Annotated in this window: 10 protein-coding genes (1 of these 10 running past the window's edge); all 10 read left to right on the top strand. The window is 57.4% G+C overall.

Features of this window, described 5'->3' with window-relative positions:
* Window positions 1-3: 3 nt before the first annotated feature.
* Window positions 4-1,974: an ATP-binding cassette domain-containing protein gene (locus LINBF2_RS06330; protein ID WP_281891248.1), complete on the top strand. Its 1,971-nt coding sequence runs from the start codon at window positions 4-6 to the stop codon at window positions 1,972-1,974.
* A 1-nt stretch (window position 1,975) separates the two neighbouring features.
* A complete protein-coding gene (locus LINBF2_RS06325; protein ID WP_281891247.1) occupies window positions 1,976-3,283 on the top strand; it encodes an HlyD family type I secretion periplasmic adaptor subunit in 1,308 nt (435 codons plus the stop codon).
* A 10-nt stretch (window positions 3,284-3,293) separates the two neighbouring features.
* Entirely contained in the window at window positions 3,294-4,670 is a 1,377-nt protein-coding gene (locus LINBF2_RS06320) for a TolC family protein (protein WP_281891246.1), read from the top strand.
* Window positions 4,667-5,908 (top strand): glycosyltransferase, encoded by a 1,242-nt coding sequence (locus LINBF2_RS06315; RefSeq protein WP_281891245.1) that lies wholly within the window; start codon window positions 4,667-4,669, stop codon window positions 5,906-5,908. Before LINBF2_RS06320 ends, LINBF2_RS06315 begins: the two co-directional genes overlap by 4 nt.
* Before the next feature lie 3 nt (window positions 5,909-5,911).
* Window positions 5,912-6,349 carry a POTRA domain-containing protein gene (locus LINBF2_RS06310; protein ID WP_281891244.1) on the top strand — a complete coding sequence of 146 codons (438 nt, stop codon included), beginning with the start codon at window positions 5,912-5,914 and terminating at the stop codon, window positions 6,347-6,349.
* 96 nt (window positions 6,350-6,445) lie between these two features.
* Window positions 6,446-8,287: a ShlB/FhaC/HecB family hemolysin secretion/activation protein gene (locus LINBF2_RS06305; protein ID WP_281891243.1), complete on the top strand. Its 1,842-nt coding sequence runs from the start codon at window positions 6,446-6,448 to the stop codon at window positions 8,285-8,287.
* A gap of 30 nt (window positions 8,288-8,317) precedes the next feature.
* The gene (locus tag LINBF2_RS06300; RefSeq protein ID WP_281891242.1) at window positions 8,318-8,788 is read left to right on the top strand and encodes a hypothetical protein; all 471 of its coding nucleotides are present in this window, start codon (window positions 8,318-8,320) and stop codon (window positions 8,786-8,788) included.
* A gap of 9 nt (window positions 8,789-8,797) precedes the next feature.
* Window positions 8,798-9,241 carry a POTRA domain-containing protein gene (locus LINBF2_RS06295; protein ID WP_281891241.1) on the top strand — a complete coding sequence of 148 codons (444 nt, stop codon included), beginning with the start codon at window positions 8,798-8,800 and terminating at the stop codon, window positions 9,239-9,241.
* 141 nt (window positions 9,242-9,382) lie between these two features.
* The gene (locus LINBF2_RS06290; RefSeq protein WP_281891240.1) at window positions 9,383-11,107 is read left to right on the top strand and encodes a ShlB/FhaC/HecB family hemolysin secretion/activation protein; all 1,725 of its coding nucleotides are present in this window, start codon (window positions 9,383-9,385) and stop codon (window positions 11,105-11,107) included.
* A gap of 51 nt (window positions 11,108-11,158) precedes the next feature.
* Window positions 11,159-23,553 carry the 5' portion of a YDG domain-containing protein gene (locus LINBF2_RS06285; protein ID WP_281891239.1) on the top strand. It continues 21,304 nt past the right edge of the window, so the window shows 12,395 of its 33,699 coding nt (coding positions 1-12,395); it begins with the start codon at window positions 11,159-11,161; its stop codon lies beyond the right edge, outside the window.

The following is a 23,553-nucleotide window of genomic DNA, read 5'->3' as shown; positions in this document are numbered from 1 at the left end:
TTTATGAAAAAGGAATTCCTTGGAAGCTCCGATGAGAAGGGCAGCAAACGCGCATGGCTTGGCCTTGAGTGGTTGAGCCAACTCTCGGGCTCGGGTTCGACACGTGCATGGTCGCATCTCGACAAGGAATACCTTCGAACTAAAAAGCAAGAGGTGGGCGAGGCTTTGAAGCTCGCGGGCGATGAAACCCGCAAAGGGCTCAAGTGGGGTTGGCATTTCGTGGCCGACTCAGACAAAGGGGCCGCGCACAACCTGCAGAGCCTGCCCGATGTTCAGGCCCAGCAAGACTGGTTGCGTGAATTGCTTTGGCCCTATCGCAATGCCTACCGCCAAGCACTGGCGCTGTCATTTGCCACCAACATCTTGGGGCTGTTTGCAGCTGTCTTCAGCATGCAGGTGTATGACCAAGTGGTGGGCCACGAAGGCTATTCCACGCTGGCGGCGCTGGTGATTGGCATGGCCATTGCCATCGTGATGGACCATGTGTTTCGTGCGGGCCGTTCGTTGCTGCTGCAACGCATTGGCGCGCGTGTGGAGGTCGAACTCGCGCGTGAGACCCTGCAGCGCATGCTCAACTTGCCCACCTTGGCACTGGAAGCGCGCTCGCCAGGGTTTTGGCAAGCGGTTTACCGCGACATTGAAATCGTGCGTGCCACCTGCTCGGGCGCGACAGCCATGCTGGTGATTGACTTGCCCTTTGTGCTGCTGTCATTGCTGGTGATTGCCTTTGTGGCGCTGCCTTTGCTCCCTGTGGCCTTGCTCACCATTGCCGCATTCGTGGCCTTGGCATGGCATTCGGGACGTGTCACCCGTGGCGCGAGTGAGACGGAGCGCGAGCAGTTGGTGAGCCGTGACATGGTTCTCAACGAACTCGCTTCTGTGCGTTTGAGCCTCAAAGCGTTGGGGGCCAACGAATCGGTCCACCGTCGCTGGGAAGACCACTATGCCAAGTGGCTGAACGAATCTTTGGCGCGCAGCCGCGAGGCGGACCATTTCCGTGAACTCGCGCACGCCATGACCACCGGCAACTCGGTGCTCACCACCAGCATTGGCGCCTTGGCCATCTTGAACCAGCTCATCACCATGGGCTCTTTGATTGCCACCAACATGTTGGGCGGGCGCATGGTTTCGCCCTTGATTCAATTGGTGGGCCAATGGCGAACCTTTGGCCAATTCCGCGCCGCCAAAAAGCGACTCGACACCTTGTTGTCAGCGCCACAAGACCGCAGCGAAAGTGTGATTGCCTTGCCTCGCCCTGTGGGTGCGATGCGCTTGGAAAGCGTGACCTTTCAATTCCCCGGTTCTGAAAACGCATTGCTCGAACCCATCTCGGGTGAAATTGGCCCATCTGGCTTACACGCCATCGTGGGGCCCAACGGCAGTGGCAAGACCACGTTGTTGAAAATCTTGCGGGGCTTGTACCCTCCAAGTGCTGGCCGCGTCTTGATTGACGGAGCCGATCTGCACCAGTTCACCCAAACCGAGCTGGCCCAGCGCATGGGCTACCTCTCGCAAACCAACCAGCTGCTGTCGACTTCTATTCGCGACAACATCGCCTTGGCCAACCCCGATGCCAGCGATGAGCAAATCATCCGAGCCGCCGAGCGTTCATGCGCGCACCACTTCATCATTGACCTGCCCGATGGCTACGCCACCCAAGTCGGGGAGGGGGCGCAACGCTTCTCAGCCGGTCAGACCAAGCGCATTGCCATCGCGCAAGCCTTGCTGAATGACCCACCTGTGCTCTTGCTCGATGAGCCGACGGCTGAGCTCGACCGTGAGTCCGAGCTGCGTTTTGTGCAAACCCTCAAGCAATTGGCCAAGGAGCGCACCGTCATCGTGGTCACGCATAGTCCTTTCTTGCTCAGTCACTGCAATGGCATTTTGGTGATGAACAAAGGCAAGTTGATGGCGGCAGGGCCCGCCACCGAGATTCTTCCCAAGTTAGGTATGAATGTTGCAAGCAACGCCTGACATGTCAAAAAATTCACAACATTTATCGTTAGACCGCGTCTTGCATGACCTGGGTGAACCGCGCTGGCGCGCTTCCCAGCGTCGGTTGCTGGCTTTCTTTGTGGTCATCTTTTTGTGGACCCTCATCGGCAGGGTTGACCGCGTCGTGACCGCACCCGGCAAAGTGATTCCCTTTGACAAAGTCAAAGTAATTCAGCATTTAGAGGGCGGCATCATCAAAGAAATCGTGGTGCGCGAGAACCAAGAAGTCAAAGCAGGCGACCCCTTGGTGCATTTGGACCTGGCATCCAGCAGCATCAACAGCGGTGAGATGAATGCCCGCATGGCCTCACTCAAACTGGCCAAGATCCGCTTAGACGCAGAGGCCGTGGGCACAGATCCCGTTTGGCCTGAGGACTTGGCTGCCAAGTTTCCGAACCTGATCGAAGTGGAAACCAACAGTTACCACAACAAAAAAGACGAACGCCGCAGCTCTCTGCAAGCGTTTGACAACATCGTCACGCAGAACCGCCAAAAGCTGGCCGAATCCCGTGAACGCCTGGCGGCACTGGAGGCCAGCATCAAGATTTCTAGGCAAGAGGTGGCCATCTCTGCCGACTTGGTCAAAGACAAACTCACCTCACAACTCGAGCACTTCCAGCGCCAAAGCAACTACGAGCGCCTGAGCGGTGAAATTGCCTCTTTGCGCCAATCCATCACGGGTTTGCAGGCGGGCATCAGTGAATCCATGGCAAGGCGCCAGCAAGAAGAGTCGCGTTTCAACCGCGAGTCATCGAGCGAAGCCGCCGACATGGAGCGAAAAATGGCCAGCCTCTCAGAGGAGCTCAACCGAGCCCATGACCAAGAAGACCGTTCGGTCATTCGCGCCCCGATTGACGGCGTGGTCAAAAACGTGCGCTTTCAAACCTCTGGCAACGTCATCAAGCCCGGTGAACCCATCATGGAAGTGGTGCCCGTCAAAGACCAATTGGTCATTGAAGTCAAGCTCAGCCCGAGCGACCGTGGCTACATCAATCTCAAACAAGACGCACTGGTCAAGATTTCAACCTATGACTATTTGCGCTATGGCGGCCTGAGTGGCACGGTCACTGGCATTGCCGCTGACACAGACCTGGGCCGCAACGAAGAACAGTTTTATCGCGTGGTCGTCAGCACAGACAAATCATGGCTTGGCAGTCACCAAGGCCAGTACCCCATCACACCCGGCATGGTGGGCGAGGTCGATATCAAGGTCGACACCCAATCCATCATGTGGGCGCTGCTGAAACCTGTTTTGAAGCTCAAAGCAGACGCGTTCAAGGAAATTTGAGAGAGTTCATATGAAAAAGCACATCATTTCAATCGCCATTGCCTGCCTCGGTTCGCAATCCATTGCCGCTGACTTGCAGTCTGAGTTGATTTACCTGCGCGACAACCACCCCATGCTGCGAGCCACCAGCTTTGCGGTCACCGCAGCCGAAAAACGTGAAACGGCCGCCAAAGCAGGCTGGTTGCCCAAGGTGGATGTGGGGGCTGAAAGTGGCTCCGAAAAAATCACCACCACCCCTTACGCCTCGGGTCAGCCCAGCTCCACCCCACAAGCCAGCGACTTGCAACGCAAAAAGCAATCTGTGACGGTGACGCAAAACCTGTTCAACGGGGGGCGCACCTTGGCCACCACGGGTGTCGCCAAGATTGAACGCCAGATGAAAGACGCCGACCGTAGCGCCACCTCACAAGAGGTGCTGCTCGAAGCGATCACGGCCTACATCAACGTGTTGAAAAACAAAATGCTCATCAGCTTGAGCGAAATCAACGAAGAGACGACCAAGCGCCAGCTCGAGATGGAGAAGCAACGCGTGGAGCGTGGCGGTGGTGTCATCGTGGACGAGTTGCAAGCGGCTACCCGTCTGCAAATCGTGCGCGAGCGCCGTGTGATTTACGAGCAGGGCTTGCGTGATGCCGTCTCGGGCTACGAACAGGTGTTTGGCAAAAGCCCCGACCTGAAGTTATTTGAAGATGTGGACATCATCAAATCTCGCATGCCTGCCTCTGTCGATGCGGCGACTGACGAAGCAGCCGAAAACAACCCCCGACTGGCAGGCGCAAGACTTGCCACCGAGCGAACCTATCGACTCATCAGCATGGAAAACGCTGGCTTCATGCCCAACGTCGACTTGGTGGGAACCCATAACCGCGAACGCGATGCAGGCCAGCTTTACCGCAAAGACGAAGACTCTGTTTTGCTCAAGATGAGCTGGAACATCTTTGCGGGTCGCGAGACCATCAGCCGCGCTCAAGCGGCTGCCTATGACTACCGTGAAAGCGCTGAAAAAGAGAAGAACGTCAACAACAAGACCAAAGAGTCCGTGCGTGTGGCGTGGAACCAATACAAAAAAGGCCTGGAGCGTTTGGATCTGTTGGAATCTGCGGTCAAAACCTCACAAGGCGTGATGCGCGGTCGTAAGCGTTTGCGTGACGCAGGCAAAGAAACCGCGTTGGCTGTTTTGGACTCTGAGGTTGAACACTTTGGCCTGCTGGCCAACAAAGTCAACGCCTCGATGGATGCGAAGTTGGGCAGTTACCGACTGTTGAGCGCATTGGGCAAGCTGGACATCGAGTCACTGAACTTGGACCAAGGCAAGTTCGAAATCCCAATCCAGTCGATTGACAAAGCGGTCAAAGAGCTGGTCGGTAACGAGCTGTTGGTGCGATGAAGATCTTATTCATTCATCAAAACTTTCCTGGTCAATTTCTACACCTCGCGCCGGCTTTGGTCAAAGACGGCCACGAGGTGCATGCATTGGTACTCAAAAAAGAGGTGCCCGCCGAATGGATGGGCGTGCGCATGCACGCTTACCACCCCAGCAAAGGCACGGCCACTGGGGTTCATCCATGGGCCTTAGATTTTGAAACCAAGCTCATTCGAGGCGAAGCTGTGTTTCGCAAATGTTTGGAATTGAAGGCGCAAGGCTTCACCCCAGACGCGGTGGTGGCACATCCTGGCTGGGGCGAGAGCCTGTTTGTCAAAGATGTGTGGCCCCAGACCAAGCTGGGTCTTTACTGTGAACTGAACTACACCGAAAAAGGCAACGATGTGGGGTTTGACCCCGAGTTCTTAAGCACAGACCCAGGCGATGCTTGTCGACTTCGCGTGAAGAACATCAACAACGTCATGCACTTTGACATGGCGGATGCGGCCATCTCTCCCACCAACTTTCAGGCAGATACCTATCCTTGGCCCTTCCGAGGAAAGATCAAAGTCATGCATGACGGCATTGACACCAAGGTCATTGCTCCCAACAACTTAGCCACATTTGCACTGCGCTCGGGCCGCGTGTTGGGCCGTGATGACGAGGTCATCACCTTTGCGAATCGCAACTTAGAGCCTTACCGTGGCTATCACGTGTTCATGCGTGCCTTGCCCAAATTGCTGCAAGAGCGCCCCAATGCGCAAGTGGTCATCGTGGGTGGTGATGGCGTGAGTTACGGCAAAGCGCCACCCGGCAAGACCAACTGGAAGCAGGTCTTCATCGATGAAGTCAAACCGCTGATCGATGACAAAGACTGGGCCCGTGTTCACTTTGTTGGGCACTTGCCGCACAACCAATTTGTGAGCTTGCTGCAAGTCAGCACCGTTCACGTGTACCTGACGTATCCCTTTGTCGCGAGCTGGAGTTTGCTCGAAGCGATGAGCGTGGGTTGCGCCATTGTGGGCAGCGACACAGAGCCGGTCAAAGAGTTCATTGAGCATGACAAACACGGTTTGCTCATGCCGTTTTTTGACCAAGAGGCGCTGATCCATCAGACCGTTCGGTTGTTAGACGACGCCGACCTTCGACAACGTCTGGGTCAAGAGGCGCGCAAAAAGATTCAGTTTTATTACGACATGCATTCCATTTGTCTACCCAAGCTCATTAAGTGGGTCGACTTTTTATCTCACGTGAGGAGTTGATCTATGAAACGACACGCTTATTGCCTTTTGTGTGCACTGGTTGTGGCCAGCGGCGCAACACAGGCCAACGGTTTCTCGCCCGATGCCGGCAGCCTGATGGCCAACCATCAAGACCTGCTGTCATCACGCACAGCCCCACAGCAGGAGGGCTTTGCGCTGGAGTACTACCCCAAGCTGCGATGGACAGATGACTTCAGCGTCCAAATTGACAGCATCACCATTCAAGGCAACTCCTTGGTACCAAACAACAAGCTGCAAGTGGCGGTGAAAGACTTTGTGGGCAAACGTGTGTTGGTCGATAAGTTGTCTGTTGTGAGCGCGGCGATCGCCAAGGCTTACAGAGATTCGGGCTACAGGGTCAAAGCCTATATCCCCGATCAGTCTTTTTCTCGTGGACGTTTGGTCGTGCAAGTCATCGAAGCCGATCCGATCAGCCGTTGATCCTCAGGATCTTCAGAAAACACACCTGGTGTCGATTACACGACACGAGCATTGGCATAGGGCGTGCTTAGCTCTAGCCACACTGAATTCTTATCCATGAAAAAACTACCAGTCCTTCTGACCCTCACTGCTGCCAGCGTCGGCATTTATTTGGCCTTGGATGCCACGGGTCAGCTCGACAGTTTTCGAAACGTACCGCCCACACCCGTGGTGGCGTCGGCGCCCGTGCCAGACATGGTGGAAGAAATCAAGGCGGCTGATGAACCTGTGCCAGAGTCGGTGCAAGCACAAGCCAGCGCGCCTGCCGCTGCGCCAGTGACAGCGCCAGCGGCTGCCCCAGTTTCAGTGGCCAAGGTGAAAGCGCCTCAGGCGCAAGACATCAAGCTCATTGTTCGTGAGATTAAATTTGAAGGCGCAACAGCCTTCAGTCAAGCCGAACTCAAAGGCGTGGTCAGCGAGTTTGTGGGCCAAGAGCTCACCATTGAACAAGCGATGGCCATTCCGGCGCAGATCTCTAAGCACTACCAAAACCACAACATGGTTGCGCGTGCGACCTTGGTGGGTGCTTTGGCGCGTGAAGATGGGGTGCTCAAAGTGGGCGTCATCGAGAGCCAAATCAAACCCGCACAGCTCGACAAAGCGCTGACCACCATGGTGACACCAGAGCCCATGCCCATGCACATGCTGTCACCGCCGCCAGTAACGTCAGCGCCTGTGCCAGCCCCAGCGCCTGTGGCTGTCTCGCAAGTGGCGAAACTAGAAGTCAGCGAAGATGCCAGCGTGGTGACCAAGTTTGCAGAGATGTCGCCCAACGTGCCGATGCCAAGCCCCAAATCGGGCGAGAGCCAAGAAGATGCCGAAACGGCATTCATCTTGAAACAATACGCCCACAAGTCCCGCCAGTACGAACTGCTGTTTGACAACTATGGTTACTCTTCCACAGGCAGCAACCGCATCGGGGCTGGCTTGGTATGGAATGACACCTTGTCCAAAGGCGACACCTTGTCGTTGCAAGGCTTGAAGTCGCAAGGCAGCCAATACCTGCAAATGGCCTACAACTGGACCACCGGCTTGGATGGCCTCAAGCTTGGCGCGAACCTATCTAGCTTCAATTTCGATGTGGTCAACGACTTGCAAAACGCGGTCAACCTCAGCGGTGACGGCATCAAAAAGGGCCTGTTATTGGCCTACGACCTGGTCAATAGCCCCAACCAGTTGAGCACTTTAGGATTGCATTACGACGTCAAGTCCATCCACACCACAGCCGCCACCTTCACCGATTCGGCCTACTACGACACCAAAGTCATGGGCATCAAGTTCAAAGGCTTTGAGCGCGAGATGGTGCCCGGCGGTGCGGTCTTCTCTTACGACGCTATGTTCTCGAAGGGCACGGTCGACATGGCGGGATCGCCCAACGAAGCCGCCGATCTCAGTGGCGAACAAACGGCGGGAGAGTTTTCCAAGTTTCGTTTGAGCGCTTCGGTATTCCAGCCCTTGGGTGGTGTCCATGCGTTTTATACCGGCTTGACGCTTCAACGCGCCAGCAAGAACCTCGATGGCTCTGAAAAAATCTACTTGGGTGGCCCTTTGGGCGTGCGAGCTTACGGGGTCGGCGAGGGCATGGGCAGCGATGGCGAGTTGGTGACTTTTGAATTCAGGCAAAAACTCACGGCCAACACCACGTTGTCTGAGTTCTATGACCGTGGCCATGTGCGTGCTTGGCACGATGGCAGCGCACCAGGTGCACCTGCCAACAACAGCGCCACCTTGCAAGGTTATGGCCTGAGTCTGACGCACCGCTTGGATACGGGTGCCACCCTCCGAGGCACTTGGGCCCACCGCCTTGGCGATGAGCCTGACACCGCCGCCATGCCACGCGGCCACAGCGGCCAATACGATCGCAACCGCTTCTGGGTCTCGCTGGAGTCACGTTTCTAAAACTGATGCGCGCACAGGAGAGAATGAGGCATGAAATTCAAGCTCGCCTGTCTTGCCCTGATTCTGGTCTCCCCACCGCTGACTGCCGCTGAACCTTGGCCCAGCTTCGACGAGGTCCGAAGCCGCTTTCGAGACACCAACGACATGGGTCGCGTGTCTTACCTCTACCGTCGGTGTGCGGCCTTGCAGCTCAATGTGTCGGCGCTCTTGGTGCGCAAAAAACAAAGCGACATGGCCAAAAAATACGAAAGCTTGGCCAACAACTACATGGTTTTGTCTGAGCGTGTGGACGTTGAACTCGACCGCAAGCAGGGGCGCAAAAGCAAAAAAACCATGGAAACCGTTTCTCTGGCTGTCAAACACTTGTCTGAAAGCTACAGCCAGCGCATGAACGACAACTGGGTCAAGCATGGCGCTCATATTTCAGGGGACCAGGTGCTGGAAGCCGAATTGGCCGAATGTGTCGACGTGGACCAATTTGTCAAAAGCTTTAAAAATTAAGGGCACCACATGGTGAACACAACATTTATGCGTCCCATCACGGTGCTGTGCTGGTGCGCGGCGGGGATGGTGCAGGCTCAGACCTTGCCAGATGCAGGCGCTTTGATGCGCCAAAACGAGCAAATGCTCAAGTTCGATCAAACCCAGCGTCAGGCGCAACGTCTTGAGTTGCTGCCACCCGCGATGACCTTGACACAGGCCAGCCTCGTGAACCCAAAGAAGATTAAGTTCTTAGGCGCCAAGTTGCTGTCGAGTGACCAGCTCCAAGCGATCGCTCAGCCTTATCTTGTTCGCCCGCTGAACCAACACGAGCTGGAGCATTTGACCGATACGGTGACTCAGGCTTATCGCCGCTCAGGTTGGTTGGTGCGTGTGTATATCCCTCAGCAAGACCTTTCTCAATCTGAACTGACGGTTCAAATCCTAGAGAACATGCCGTCTAGCGCGCGATAAAGCCTACAAACCCCTACAAAACCGTCAAAAAACAGCAAGGCACAGAACTTGCATTAAGACAACCCTTATGGTTGTTTTAGTACGCATTTTGTGAAATTAACTCGGTCGCGAATCATTGCTGCGATTGTTTTCCTGTGTCTTTTGGGTGGGGCGTTAGAGATCTACGACCCCGTTGTACCCAAAAACGCAGGCACAGTCCTGCGCGCGATTGAAGAAAAAACCGATCTGCCCGTCACCGAGTGGGCCGAGGCGGTCACTGGCAAATCCTTCGCCAAACCCAAGCAGCCACGCAATTTGGTCGATGCCGCCATGGACAAAATGGTGGAGCAGCAGGAGGTCGAACAGGCCGCCAAAGCACTCATCACGCTCAAAACCATCCAGTTCACTGGCGTCACGATTCTGGGCGACATGGAGCTCAAGGGCATCGTCGAACCCTTCATCAACAGCCCCATGACCTACGAGCAAATGCTCGAAATCGGCATGGTGGTCGAGTCGTACTACCGCAAAAACAACTACTTGGCCCGCGCCATCCTGCCGCCGCAAGACCTGAACGAAGGCGTTTTGACCGTCGACGTCATTGAATCCGTGTTCTCCAAGGTCGAAATCGAGCAAGAACTCGCTGACTTGCCCAACACCCAAGCCCACGTCACCGCGCTGATTGAATCCCAACAAAAACCAGGCGAGCCGCTCAACACCCAGTCACTGGGCCGCGCTTTGGCCTTGGCCAACGATGTGCCAGGCGTCAACGTGCAAGGCTCGCTGCGCCAAGGCCGAGAGGCTGGCGAAACCGAGCTGTTGCTCAAGCTCTACCAAGGCCGTACCCGTCAAGCTGAACTCAGCATTGACAACGCGGGCTCTCGCTCAACAGGTGCCATCCGCACCCTCATCACCCTCAATTGGTTCAACCCCAATGACTTGGGCGACTTGCTCAACGTCGTGGCTGTGCACACCCAAGGCAGCAATTACGCCCGTTTGGCCTACAGCCTCCCCGTCGGAACCGATGGCTGGCGCATGGGCTTGAACACATCCGCCATGAGCTACGAAGTGGTCGTTGGCGAGCAGGGCATGGTTGGCGCTTTTGGTAGAGCCGTCACCAAAGGCATGGAATTCATCTACCCACTCTTGCGTGCAGATGACCGCAGTGCAACTGTCACCCTTGCCGCAGATACCAAAAAGTTCCAAAACACCTCAGCCCAAGGGCTGATCATGTCTGACTACGAAGCCAAAGTCATGTCGGCGCAAGTCTCTGGCTTCTACCGTGACATCAACCCAGGCGGCGGAACGGGAACTTATGCGTTACAGCTTTCGCACGGTGACATCAACCTCGATGGCTCCTTGAGTCAGCAAACCGACAAAAACACCGTCAAAACCGAAGGCGTCTTCAACAAAATTCGCCTCAACGGCACGTGGCAGCAGCCCATCACGGCAAGAACATCCGCCTTTGTTTCCTACACAGGCCAGTTGAGCGACAAAAACCTCGACTCCTCCGAAAAAATGCAGCTTGGCGGCATGAACGGCGTGCGCGCCTACCCAACTGGCGAAGGCTCTGGCTCTGACGGCCAAATGGTTCAGCTCGAACTCCGACAACAGTTAGAAAACGGCATCAACATGGCCGCCTTCTACGACTGGGGCCAAGTCTGGCTGCAACACGACCCCAACTACCCAGGCGGTCCGCAACACAACCTCAATACCTACAAAGGCTTTGGCGCCAGCATCGGGTACACCACCGAAGATGGCATCAACATCAAAGCCACATGGGCAAGAAAGATTGGCAACAACCCCAATCCCAACCCCATCAACGGCAACGACCAAGATGGCACGCGCGATCGCAACCGCTACTGGCTGCAAGTCACTCTACCTTTCTAGCGCGTGAAGAAAAACTCAAGAAGTCCGCCGTCATTCCGAATCGGAATTGCAATGCCGCGCTTCGTAGAAACACGCCCCATCGATTCAGATGTCGTTCGACGTCTGGGTGGCCGCACGCCTGCGCGATTTGCACTTTCGCGCGTCTATCTATGTGTGTCGGTCAACCTTCTGGGCACGCTGGGTTTGTTCTCGGCGCCTGTGTTGGCGCAAACCACGGGCGCGCCCGTGGTCGCCACCCAGCTCCCAAGCGGAGGCCAAGTGGCAGCAGGCCAAGCCAGCATCAGCCAATCGGCCACCACGCTCAACATCAACCAAACCAGCCAAAGAGCCGTGGTTGACTGGACCAGCTTCAACATTGGCAAAGACGCCACCGTCAACTTCCAGCAGCCCAACGCCCAGTCCGCCACGCTGAACCGCGTCATGGACACCCAGCCCAGCCAAATCTTGGGGCGCATCACTGCGCCGGGCCAAGTCATCTTGGTCAACCCTGAAGGCGTGTACTTTGGTAAGTCGTCTAGCGTCGATGTGGGCGGTTTAGTCGCCACAACACATCAAGCTGCAGCCCAAGACTTCATGAACGGCCAGCTCAAGCTCACCCGCAACGGCGCCACGGGCAAGGTTGAAAACGAAGGCGAGCTGCGCGCCGCACTGGGCGGCTACATCGCCATGCTCGCGCCGGAAGTGCGCAACAACGGCGTCATCGTGGCCAACCTCGGCACCGTGGCAATGGCCGCAGGCGAAACCTTTGAGCTTAAATTTGACGGAGGCGGCGCCCTGAGCCGCGTCATCGTCACTGCCGCCGCCATCAACACCTTGGTGGACAACAAAAGCGCCATCAAAGCCCCAGGCGGCCTCATCATTCTGTCGGCCCAAGCTGCCAGCCGCTTGCAAAGCGGCGTGATCAACAACAGCGGCACCATTGAAGCCACAGGTTTGGTGCGCCGTGCAGGCCGCATCTTCCTTGAAGCCAGCAGTGCTATTTTGAACAGCGGCACCCTCAACGCCAACGCCACCGGCGGGCTCAACGCTGGACCTGCGGGCACCGTCAGCCTGAATGCCCCTGATGTTCAGAACAGCGGCACGGTCACAGCTAACAACGTAACAGCCACTAACTTAGCGGCAAGTTCTTTCCCCGACAGCGGCAACCTGGCGGCAGAAATTGGCCGCATCCAAATCAGCGCCGACACCTTCACCCAAACCGCCACAGGTTTGTTGGACGTGTCCGCCATTGCCGCCCAAGCCGGCAACATTGACATCGTGGCCGCACAGGCCATTGCCGTCAGTGGCCGCATCTTTGCCAACGGCGTGGTGACCGACCCCGCCCACATTGTGGCCAACGCCTTGGGCGGCACCATCCAACTGCAAGCCTCCCGCCGCGTGGACCTGGCCACCGCCGTGCTGGACGCATCGGGCGAGGGCGGCGGTGGGCGCATCCACATTCAGGCCGATGGCGTGCCGACGCCTATCAATAACCCAGCCGACAACTCCAACCCAACCCCCATCAAGGGCGCCGTGCTGCTCAGCACCAACACCGTGCTGCGCGCCAACAGCGCCCGCGCCTATGCGGGCCGCGTGGAGGTGGAGGGCGATGACATCAGCCTAGACACCGGCACCCTGATCGAAGCCAAAGGCGCCACCGCTGGCGGCACCGTGCTGGTGGGCGGCGACTGGCAAGGCAGCGGCACGATGCGCCAAGCCACCACCGTGGCCCTGAGTGCCGACAGCACCATTGACGCCAGTGCCACCGACAACGGCGATGGGGGCAAGGTGGTGTTGTGGAGTGATGTGCACAACGCCAGTTCGTTGACCTACACGGCAGGTAATCTATTTACTTATGGCGCTGGCAGCGGCAAAGGCGGGCGCATTGAAACATCCGGCGCAGTTCTGACGGTCTTTGGCAATGTGCAAGCGGGCGATGATGGCCTGTGGCTCTTAGACCCGTTAGACATTTATGTTGGGGCTAGTTATGGCAGTGTCTTGAGTTCCACGCTCTCGAGTGCGTTGAATTCCAGCAACGTGATACTCGATGCAACCGGTGCATCCATCTCGTGTACGGGGGTGGCTTGTTCAGCGGGCTCTGGCAGTACCGGCAATATCTTTATAGGTGGTGCGGTCACATCTACCAGTAATAAAACGCTCACGCTCAAGGCTGGTAAAGACATCTTCATCAATGCGCCCATCACGGGCACATCGGGCTTGAACCTGGACTTTCAAGCCAGTGCTGGCTCGGTACAAATCAACCAAACCGTCAACGTGAGCGGCTCTTTGTCGGTCACCAGCAGTGGCAAGTTCGTCACAGCGTATGACACCAGCATCACCGCCAACGCCGGTATCACCAAAGTAGCCGGCGGTGGACAGACCTCCTTAGGTGGCAACCTGACCACCACGACAGGCAACATCGCCATCAATGGCGATTTGCTCATTCGCAAAGACCTGACCTTGACCACCACCACGGGCAATGTGTTGGTCACAGGCACGATTGACAGCATCGCGACCACGGCCCAAACCTTTACCACTTCCACGGCAGGCACATCCAGCAGCACAACATGGACGGCACCAACGGGTGTGTCAGATGTTGAAGTATTGGTCGTCGCGGGTGGCGGTTCAGGTGGTTGGGGCTTGGCTGGCGGCGGTGGTGCGGGTGGCTACATCTACAACGCCAACTACGCCGTGAGCGCTGGCACGGGCTACAGCCTGACAGTGGGTGCAGGCGGCGCCCGAGTTGTCACTCTGGGTCAGCCAGCCAACGCGGGTGCTAACTCGGTGTTCGGTAGTGGTTTGACTGCCATTGGCGGCGGCGGTGGCGCGGGCGTACTCAACTACACAATTCCAAGTTCAGCCGGAGGCTCCGGTGGTGGTGGCTCTTGGTACTACGACTCATACAACATCGGCACTCCTAACAGTGCAAGCTCTGCCTTAGGGCAGGGTAACTCGGGCGGCAACTACACAGCTGGAACCACAGGCGGCGGCGGCGGCGGCGGCGCATTGACAGCCGGTTCTGTAGGCCCAAGTGGAAGTGGTGGCAACGGTATTGCCTTTGGTATTTCTGGCACATCTGTAACTTATGCAGCTGGCGGTGGCGGTGCAGGTGGTGGTATCGGCGGAAGCAGCGGCGTGGGCGGTGCGGGCACCCTGTTAGGTGGTTCCACAGCAGCTGCTGTCGCGAACACAGGCAGCGGTAGCGGTGGTGTGAACCAACACAGCGGTGCGGCTGTGACTGCACCTGGCGCAGACGGTGTGGTCGTCGTTCGCTACAAAACAACCGGCAACTCATCGCTGACCATCAATACAGGCGGTTCGCAAGGCATGCTGTATGGCGCTGTCAACCTAGGCGCTGGTAGCCTGACCAAGCAAGGTACGGGTAGTCTTTCGCTTCTTTCATCTAGCACTTATAGCGGTGGTACCACCATCAGTGCTGGTACTTTGGGCTATTACGCAAACGGTGCATTTGGCACGGGTACCCTCACAGGCGCAGGCGGTACGCTTCTGCTGGGTCGAGCCATCACCACATTCAGTAACAACATCAACCTCACTGGCAACATGACTGCCGCCTTTGACAACAAAGTGGATTACCTCATTGTTGGTGCCGGTGGCGGTGGCGGCGGTGATGGCGGCGGCGGCGGCGGCGGCGGAGCCATAGTGAGCCAAACCGGAATTGATATTGGTTCAGCCTTGTCGCTGACGGCCACCGTTGGTGTCGGCGGCACTGAGGGTGCTTGGGCTACAGGCGCTAGCGGCGGTGCAGGTGGTAATTCCAGTTTGAGTTTCGGTGCTTCAACCTCCACAGCCACGGGTGGTGCAGGTGGTATCACAGGTCCTAACAAGGCAGGTGGTGCAGGTGGCTCGGGCAATCAGTCCACCAGCAACGGCGGCGCAGGCGGTGCTGGAACGAGTGGCAGAACAGGTTTGAGTGGTACTAACGGTCCAACATCCAACATCACGGGTACTTTGACAAATTACGGCGGCGGTGGCGGCGGCGCCATAACGTTCACCGACTCGGGCGTCTTTACAGGTGGCGCTGGCGGCGCGGGGGGAGGTGGCGCGGGCACATCTATTGCAAACAATGCGCCGTCATCATGGTCTGTAGCGGGCGCAGCCAATACCGGTGGTGGTGGTGGCGCAGGCACCGCAAGTTACCTCGCCACCGGCGTTGGCGATGCCACTGGCTATCGAACACCCGGCGCCAGAGGTGGCTCTGGCCTTGTGGTTGTTCGTTACATCGGCAGCAGTGCAGGCACCGGTGGCACCGTCTCAACCGGTACAGATGCGGCATTGGGTTACACCTTGCACACTTTTACGACAACCGGTAGCGGCACCCTTGCGCTCAATGCACTGTCTGCTACCTTCAGCGGCACCATCAGTGGTTCAGGCTCGTTCACAGCCAATCCATCGGCCGGTGGCAAGTTCAACTTCACCGGCACCAACACCTACACAGGCGCCACCACCATCAGCAGCGGCACCTTGCAAATCGGTGGGGCTGGCTCATTAGGCTCGGGCAACTATGCCGCCAACATTGCCAACGCAGGTACGTTTTTATATTCATCTTCCGTGAATCAAACGCTGTCAGGTGCGATGACGGGCACAGGCGCATTGGTTAAAGACACCAGTGCAGCCTCCACACTCACCTTGTCGGGTGTCAATAACTACACAGGCGTGACGACCATCAATGCCGGCACCTTGAAGATCAATTCCACAGGCAAGATCTATTTGACCGACATCACCACTAATTTGTATGTCAATTCAGGTGGCGTGCTTGATGTCTACAGCTCGATATGGGACGGCAGCTTGGGGCGTTTGCGCTACGACTCGCCTAACTTAGTGATTAACGGCGGCACCATGCGCTACTCGGGGCCAACGGGCGGCGACTGGCGTTCATTCACAGTTGGCAGTTTAGGCGCCACCTTTGATAACCCAACTGCAGGGGTAAGTTGGAACTTCACCCAAGGCTCGGAAACCACGCCAATTTCAGGCAACCTCAAATTCACAGGTGCTGGCAATATCTCGATGGGACAGAACCTGACAGGAAGTGGTTACACCATCACCAAAGAGGGTGCGGGTACTTTGACGCTAGGCGGTACGAATAGCTACACAGGCCTCACCAGCGTCAACGCAGGTACGTTGTCGGTCATCAGTTCTAGCGGTTTGGGTGCCGCCGCAGCTGGCACCGTAGTCGCGAATGGTGCGACTTTGCAAATTTCTGGGGGTATTTCGTTAGCCGAGGGCCTGGCTCTGTCTGGTGCCGGTGCATCATCTGGCGGTGCATTGCGCAACCTGTCGGGTACCAACTCGGTCACGGGCTTGGTCACCCTCGCGGGCGATACCAAAATTCAATCCGATGCGGGCTATCTCACACTCATGCCAGCCTCGGGCAATGCCATCACGGGCAATTACAGCCTCACGTTTGATGGTGCGGGCGCTACCTCAGTGGGCGGACTGGGCATTTCTAGCGGCTCAATCACGAAATTGGGCTTGGGCCGTGTGAACCTGTTGGCAGCTAGCACCTACAGCGGCGACACAACCGTCAGCGCAGGTACTTTAGGGGTTTACAACAACACAGCACTTGGCACCAGCTTGGTCAAGCTGGCCGCAGCTTCAAGGCTCCAGCTGGGTAACGTGACCTTGGCTAATGACATTGAGCTGGTCGGCGATGCCACCATTGCTACAGGTGTGGATATGCAATACCTCGTCGTTGGCGGCGGTGGCGGCGGTAGCAACACCTCATGGGAGAGATATCCCGCCGTTGGTGGCGGTGGTGCAGGTGGCCAAGTGGTCAGTGGCTATGGCATTGATTGGGGCCAATACGCCATCACGGTCGGTGCTGGCGGCGCTCAAACAGTGACGGGTGGCGCATCGTCTATTGGCAGCGCCGTGACAGCGGCAGGTGGTGCTGGCAGTGTCTATGCCGCCAACGTGGCTGGCGCTGGCGCTGGCGGTGCTGCTTCAGGTTACACGGGTGGTCCGGGCGTGACCAGCGCCATCACCAACACAACAGCCACATACGGCGCTGGCGGTAACGCCAACAGCCCCGTAGCGGGCACAGCCAACACGGGTAACGGCGGTGGTGGCGCGTATTCCACCAATACAACCTATAACAACGGTGCCAGCGGTGGCTCTGGTGTGGTCGTGGTGGCTTACGCTGGTAGCAGCGTGCTCACCACGGGTGGCACGGCCAGCGTCATCTCCTCTGGCGCCATGGCGGGCATGGTGGTGGTGACATTCAATGCCTCGGGCACGTTGGGCATGAACAGCATCAACAGCACCTTGTTAGGCCGCATCAGCGGCGCTGGTGCGCTGACCACCAACGCCACTGGCGGCAAGATCAACTTGATGAACGCCAATACCTACACCGGTACCACCACCCTCAGTGGTGGCACCTTAGGGTTGTACAACGCCTCGGCCATCAGTGCTGGCGCTTTGACGGCGGCTAACAACACCACGTTGTTGCTGGGTCGCACCCTCACGGGCTTGACCAACAACATCACCCTCAACGGTGCGGTCACGGTGGCTTATGACGCCAATGTGGAATACCTTGTGGTGGCAGGTGGCGGCGGCGGTGCCGGTGCTTATGACTCTGGCCCTGGCGGCGGTGGCGGTGCGGGCGGCTTGCTGAATGGCATCCAAGCATTGAGCGGCACCAGCTACGCTGTGTCCGTCGGTGCCGGTGGCACTGCGGGAGCGACCTCAGGCAACGGCGGTAATGGTGGCAACTCAAGCATTGGCTCCGCTGTGGTGGCCATTGGCGGCGGCGGCGGTGCTCAGCGTACCAGCGGTTTAGCTGGCGGTAGTGGTGGCGGCGGTAGCCGCTCATTTGGTGGCTCTGGTGGTGTGGGCGGCGCTGGCACAGTGGGCCAAGGTAACAGTGGCGGAACCACCACCACCACCAACCGTGCAGGCGGTGGTGGCGGCGCAGGGGGTGCCGGAGGTGGCGGTGCCGCAAGCGGCACGGGTGGCCTAGGCTTGGCGATTGATATTTCTGGTCAGTCCGTGACTTACGCCACGGGTGGCGATGGCGGCAGCGGAACGACAGCTAGTGCGGGTGTCGCTGCAGTCAGCAACCTGGGTAACGGTGGTGGTGGTGCATCTTTCAACACCACTGGTGGTCGGGTGGGCGGCGCCGGTGGCTCAGGTCTTGTAGTGGTGCGCTATTTAGGCACAGCTGCAGGAACAGGCGGCATAGTGGCTGCGGGCACGGGCCGTGCCTTGGGCTATACCGTTCAAACCTTCACCTCGAATGGCACATTGACTTTGGGTGCGCTAGAGGCCACCTTCAGCGGCAACATCACCGGCACGGGCTCGCTCACGGCCAACCCAGCGTCTGGCGGTAAGTTCACTTTCACGGGGACCAATAGCTACGCAGGCAGCACCACGCTCAGTGCGGGTACCTTGCAAGTGGGCACAGGCGCAACAGCAGGCTCTTTGGGGGCATTGAATGCCGCTGTCATCAACAACGGCACACTCATTTTTAACCGCAGCGATGCCCTGAGCTACTCGGGCTTGTTCAGTGGCACGGGCGCTTTGACGGTGGCAACGGGTGGCCTCACGCTCGCAGGCGGGGCCACCTACACGGGCCTCACCACGCTGTCGTCTACAGCCACGGCCAGCAGCGTCACCTACACCAACAGCGCCGTGCCCAGCACCAGCGGCTTTGCAGGCAAGGGTGCAGTCACCATCCAGCCAGCAGCCAACGGCACTTTTAGCAGCGCGGTCAACACCAACATCTACAGCTTGGCCAGCACGCTCACGGGCTTTACCTTGGGCAGTAGCACGAACACGCAGGCTGTGACGGTAGGTTCGGCTATCAGCATTGCGGGCCCCATTGCTTTGTATGGTGGCAAGATCACGCTCAACGCCGACCTCACGGCTGGCGCCACATCTGGCAGCGGCATTGTGTTGCAAGGTACGCAAATCGTTCAGGCGGCAGGGGTGGATGTCGCCACCAGCGGCGCAAACATCTCTTACGCGTTAACCAACAGCCCTTGGACCTCGGCAGCAGATTACGGCATCTATCTCTCAGGCACATCCGCCAGCAAAGCCACCCTCAATGCAGCAGGGGGCGATGTGTCCATGACGGCCAGCTATGCCACCACGGGCACATCAGGCGGATACGACAGGCTGATGGAGTTTGATTACGCCAGCATCAAAACCAATGGCGCAGGCACCATCACGATTACCAGCGATGGTTCAAACAATGGCAACACTGGCGCGACCGACGTTTGGGCCATTGGTTTCAATACATCCACAGCCGGTACAGGGCTGATTCAGACAGAAAACGGCGCGATCACGCTCACTGGCACGGCTGGTAAATTGAGCGGCAACTCTCGTGGCATCGTGGCTCAAACCTCCGCCCTGAGCATTCTTTCTGCCAGCGGTGCTATTACCTTGAAAGACATTCAGCCTGCAGGCACAACCGGTTCTTACGGTGGAATGTATTTGAGAGCTAGCAGCACGGGCGCACATTACTATGGCGGCGATGGAACGACCGTGCTGACCGGCACGTCAACCGCCAGTTCCTCAGACATCACGATTCAGTCTGACAAAGTGGGCTTTGTGGCCAACGGTAGCTACAACGTCAATATGGTCACAACGGGTGATGTCGTGGTGGAGCCGGTGGGCAATGCGTTCACAGCTGACGTTGATGCCACGGCATTGAGTATTTCGGGCAACCCTTCGAGCGTACGTGTTGGTAAGACCACCAACACAGGCAACGTCACACTAGGTTCTGCCATTACGGCGTCGGGACCTATCAGCGTGTACGGCGGCAATCTCACCGTGAACCAAGGCCTCATCAGCACCGCTGCTGGAGAGCGCATCTTGCTCAATGCAACGGGCAACATCACCACGGCTGCCAACCTGACTTTCAGAACCAATAACGGTGATTTGGTTTTCTGGAGTGACAGGGCCGCAAGCAATGCAGGTGCTATCACGCTGGGCAATGCCAATACGATCAACACGGCCAATGGCTTGACCACCAGCGGCCTCTTGGTAGGTGGCCGTATTGTGTTGGCTGGTGGCGCAGACACCGATGCCGACGGCATACCCGACGGCTATGCTTCATCCAGCACGCTATCAGGTGTGAGCTTGGGCACAGCGGCAACAGACACGCTCACCTCGATGTACTCCGGCGGTGGTGATGTCACGATTCGCGGTAAGACTACAGGAACAGGCCTCTCTTCAGGTTTGTATCAGTACGGCAAGTGGCTGTTGAATTCAGGCAAGGGCGCCATTGTGTTGGATGCGAACAGTGCCAATTTCTATGGCTTGAATTTTGTTCATCCATCGACAAACTCGGCGAGCACCGGTAAATACTTGCAGCTGATTTCCGATAAGACCTCTGGCACGGCCATCTCCATTACGGGCGTATCGAGTTCCAACTATGGCGTGGTGTTCAACTATGAAAACCCCAAAGAAGTATTGGCCACAGGCGGTGGAGACATCGTGATCACTGGGACTGCAGGTGGCAACTACGGCCTGTTCTTCCAAAACACAGATGTCTTATCCACAGTTGGCACCATCACAGCTAACGGCGGCACACGCGGCATCACAACGCCAAGCGGCATGCGTTTAGCAAGTCGCAGTGGTACCACCATCACCAGCAGCACGTCCAATGTGCTGTTGATCGGCGATACGTTCAACTTCGGTGGCGCAACTCCCGTCCTCACCAGTGGCACGGTGAAGGTGCAGCCATTTGGCACCAGTTTTTCGAGCGCGCAAACTTTTACCAATGCCACTTATGGCAGCGCGGTGTCTGAGTTGACCTTGGGTAAGCCAGGTAATACCGCAGACATCACGATTGGCTCAGCCGTTAATGTGGCTGGACCTGTCAGTGTTTATGGTGGAAACATCACGGTCAACAACAGCTTGACCAGCACGGCTTCTGGCGCAGATATCTTGCTAAGGGCCACAGGCAACATCACCTCAATTGGCGATGTCAGCTACACCACCAACGCAGGTGACATCACCTTTTGGAGCGACAGCGATGGCTCGGGTGCTGGCTATGTCTATGTGCAAGACCGCAACATCATCGACAGCCGCACCAGTGCCAACCGCACCAGCAGCTTGATCAGCACAGCCAGCGGTGGCGGCGCCATTACCTTGGGTGGTGGCAGTGCCAGCACCACCTTGGTTTCGGGCACTGTGGTGCCTACTGGCTATGCCGTGGATAACTCGGGGGCTGCACCAGCTGGCGTGTCCTTGGGCTACTTCAACGTGAGTCACAACAGTGGCACATCGTTGTACTCGGGCGGCGGCAACATCACAGTGCGCGGCAAATCGACGGGTTCATGGTCTGGCGACTCGACCGGTATCAAAGCGATTGAAGGCTTGACGATGGATGCGGGCACCACCGGCAACATCACGCTGGACGGCGTGGGTGGCAACAGCGGAGCTACGTATTCGTCAGGTATTTATCTGAATTATTTGGGTAGTGCACCCACCGTTGGCACCTTGTTCAAGACCAAGGATGGCAACATCTCATTGACAGGTGTGGGTACGTTGGCAACCAACAAGCGAGGTATTTTGTTCATTGGCAGTGCTTCTAAGTCGGTTACGGTAGAAGCAACAGGCACCGGCTCAGTAACCCTAAACGGCAGTGGTGCCAACACAGACATTCAGTTATCCAGCGCTAGTATTTTGGCGGCCAGCGGCGCCATCAACATCACGGGTTTTGGTGCAGGCACATTGCAGGCCGACACGGCAGTCACAACGATTGGCTTCAAGGCATTGAGCGATGTGACCAGCTCGACCAGCAACATCACCATCACCGATGACAGTTTGAGCCTGACGGCGAGCAAGGGCTTGCAGTTGAACACCACAGGCAAGGTCACGGTACAGCCTTACAGCGATAGCTTCAGTTCTACGGTGACGTGGCCCATCACAGACTTTGCGGTTTCTTCGGGTGTGACAGGGCTGACGATTGGTAAAGAAACGGTTAGCACCACTCGAACCGACACGGTGACGATGGGTGGTTTGACCAGCATCAAAGGCCCCATCTCGGTGTATGCCAACACCATCAACGTGAATGCCAATTTGGACACCAGCACAGGTGGTGCCAACGGCGACATCTTGCTCAAAGCCAGCGGCGCCATCACCCAAGCCAGCAACGCATCGGTCACCACCAACGGCGGTGATGTGACGTATTGGGCCGATAGCGATGGTGCCAACGGCGGCTATGTGTGGTTCAAGTCGGGCAGCAGCGTCACCACCACCACGGCAGCCAACATCGTGGTGTCAGGCGGCAACGTGGCTGATGTGGCAGCACTCAGCACCAGCGGCTACGCATCGGGTATGACCACGATCATGGGTAACGGGGTGACTTTGGATGGCGTATCGCTTTATTCGTTTGGCGGAAACATCACCATTCGCGGCAAGAGTGCCACCAACTACACGGCTTATCTCAGTACCGAGAGCCCTGCCATGTCAAACGCCAACGGCATTCGCGCGCACAGCAATGTGACGGTGGACGCAGGTTCGGGCAAATTAAGCATGTGGGGCTATGGGCAATCGTCCTCGGGGTCTAGCAACGGCATTGAGCTCAGTATGTCGGCTGGCTCGAGCTCGGTTTACAAATCTTCTTCTACGGCGGCAGATGCCATCACTTTCAATGGTGTGGCCAGCAATGCCACAGCCAGCGATGCATGGGGCGTTTATCTTTGGGCTTATTCCAGCATTCAAGCCAGCAACGGTGGTGGTATCAGCATCACGGGTAGCGGCGCTAAAAACTCAGGTGTGGTGGTGCCAGCAGGTGCAGCGGTGCTGTCCACGGGTGGTCCCATCACGCTGACGGGTGGTGGTTATGCATCAGGTTTTAACGCGGTCGACATTGCGGGTTATGTGGGCCTGAAAGCGGGTATCAACACAGGCGCTTCCACATCTGACATCACCCTTGTGGGCGACAAGTTTTCGCTCACGGGTAACGTAGCCTCAAGCGGCAAGTTGACCCTCAAGCCTTACACCACAGGTGCCACGATCGGTGTGGGCTCAGGCTCAGGCACATTGAGCCTGGCCAACAGTTTGTTCAGCGGCACATCGGTGTTCAAAGACGGTTTCAGCGCCATCGTGTTGGGCGCGACAGACGCGGGTGACATCACCGTAGGTGGTGCCAACAGCTTTGTGGACAGCGTGAGCATGGTGACCGGCGGCAATGTGACGATCAACTCAGGCGCCACCATCACCGACAGCCAAAACAGTGGCTACATCGCACTGGCGGCTACAGGCAACTTCATCAACAACGCGGGTGCTTCTGCACTCAGTACCACGGGCTCCAGCAGCCGTTGGTTGGTGTACAGCGTGGCACCCACCAACGATGTGTTTGGCAGCTTGAACAGTGCCAACGGTGCGGTGTGGAATGCCAGCTACGCCACCATGGCGCCGTCTGCTGTGACCGCTACGGGCAACCGCTATTTGTTCACGGGTACGCCGTCGGTCACCGTCACGGCCAGTGCCACGAA

This window comes from Limnohabitans sp. TEGF004, assembly GCF_027924965.1.
GTDB lineage: Bacteria > Pseudomonadota > Gammaproteobacteria > Burkholderiales > Burkholderiaceae_C > Limnohabitans.
This window is presented reverse-complemented; position numbering and strand designations above follow the sequence as displayed.

Excerpts from the sequence above, each read along its gene's own strand:
- LINBF2_RS06310 (WP_281891244.1), top strand. The coding sequence starts at position 5,912 with ATGAAACGACACGCTTATTGCCTTTTGTGTGCACTGGTTGTGGCCAGC.
- LINBF2_RS06315 (WP_281891245.1), top strand. The coding sequence starts at position 4,667 with ATGAAGATCTTATTCATTCATCAAAACTTTCCTGGTCAATTTCTACAC.
- LINBF2_RS06300 (WP_281891242.1), top strand. The coding sequence starts at position 8,318 with ATGAAATTCAAGCTCGCCTGTCTTGCCCTGATTCTGGTCTCCCCACCG.
- LINBF2_RS06320 (WP_281891246.1), top strand. The coding sequence starts at position 3,294 with ATGAAAAAGCACATCATTTCAATCGCCATTGCCTGCCTCGGTTCGCAA.
- LINBF2_RS06305 (WP_281891243.1), top strand. The coding sequence starts at position 6,446 with ATGAAAAAACTACCAGTCCTTCTGACCCTCACTGCTGCCAGCGTCGGC.
- LINBF2_RS06295 (WP_281891241.1), top strand. The coding sequence starts at position 8,798 with ATGGTGAACACAACATTTATGCGTCCCATCACGGTGCTGTGCTGGTGC.
- LINBF2_RS06325 (WP_281891247.1), top strand. The coding sequence starts at position 1,976 with ATGTCAAAAAATTCACAACATTTATCGTTAGACCGCGTCTTGCATGAC.
- LINBF2_RS06330 (WP_281891248.1), top strand. The coding sequence starts at position 4 with ATGAAAAAGGAATTCCTTGGAAGCTCCGATGAGAAGGGCAGCAAACGC.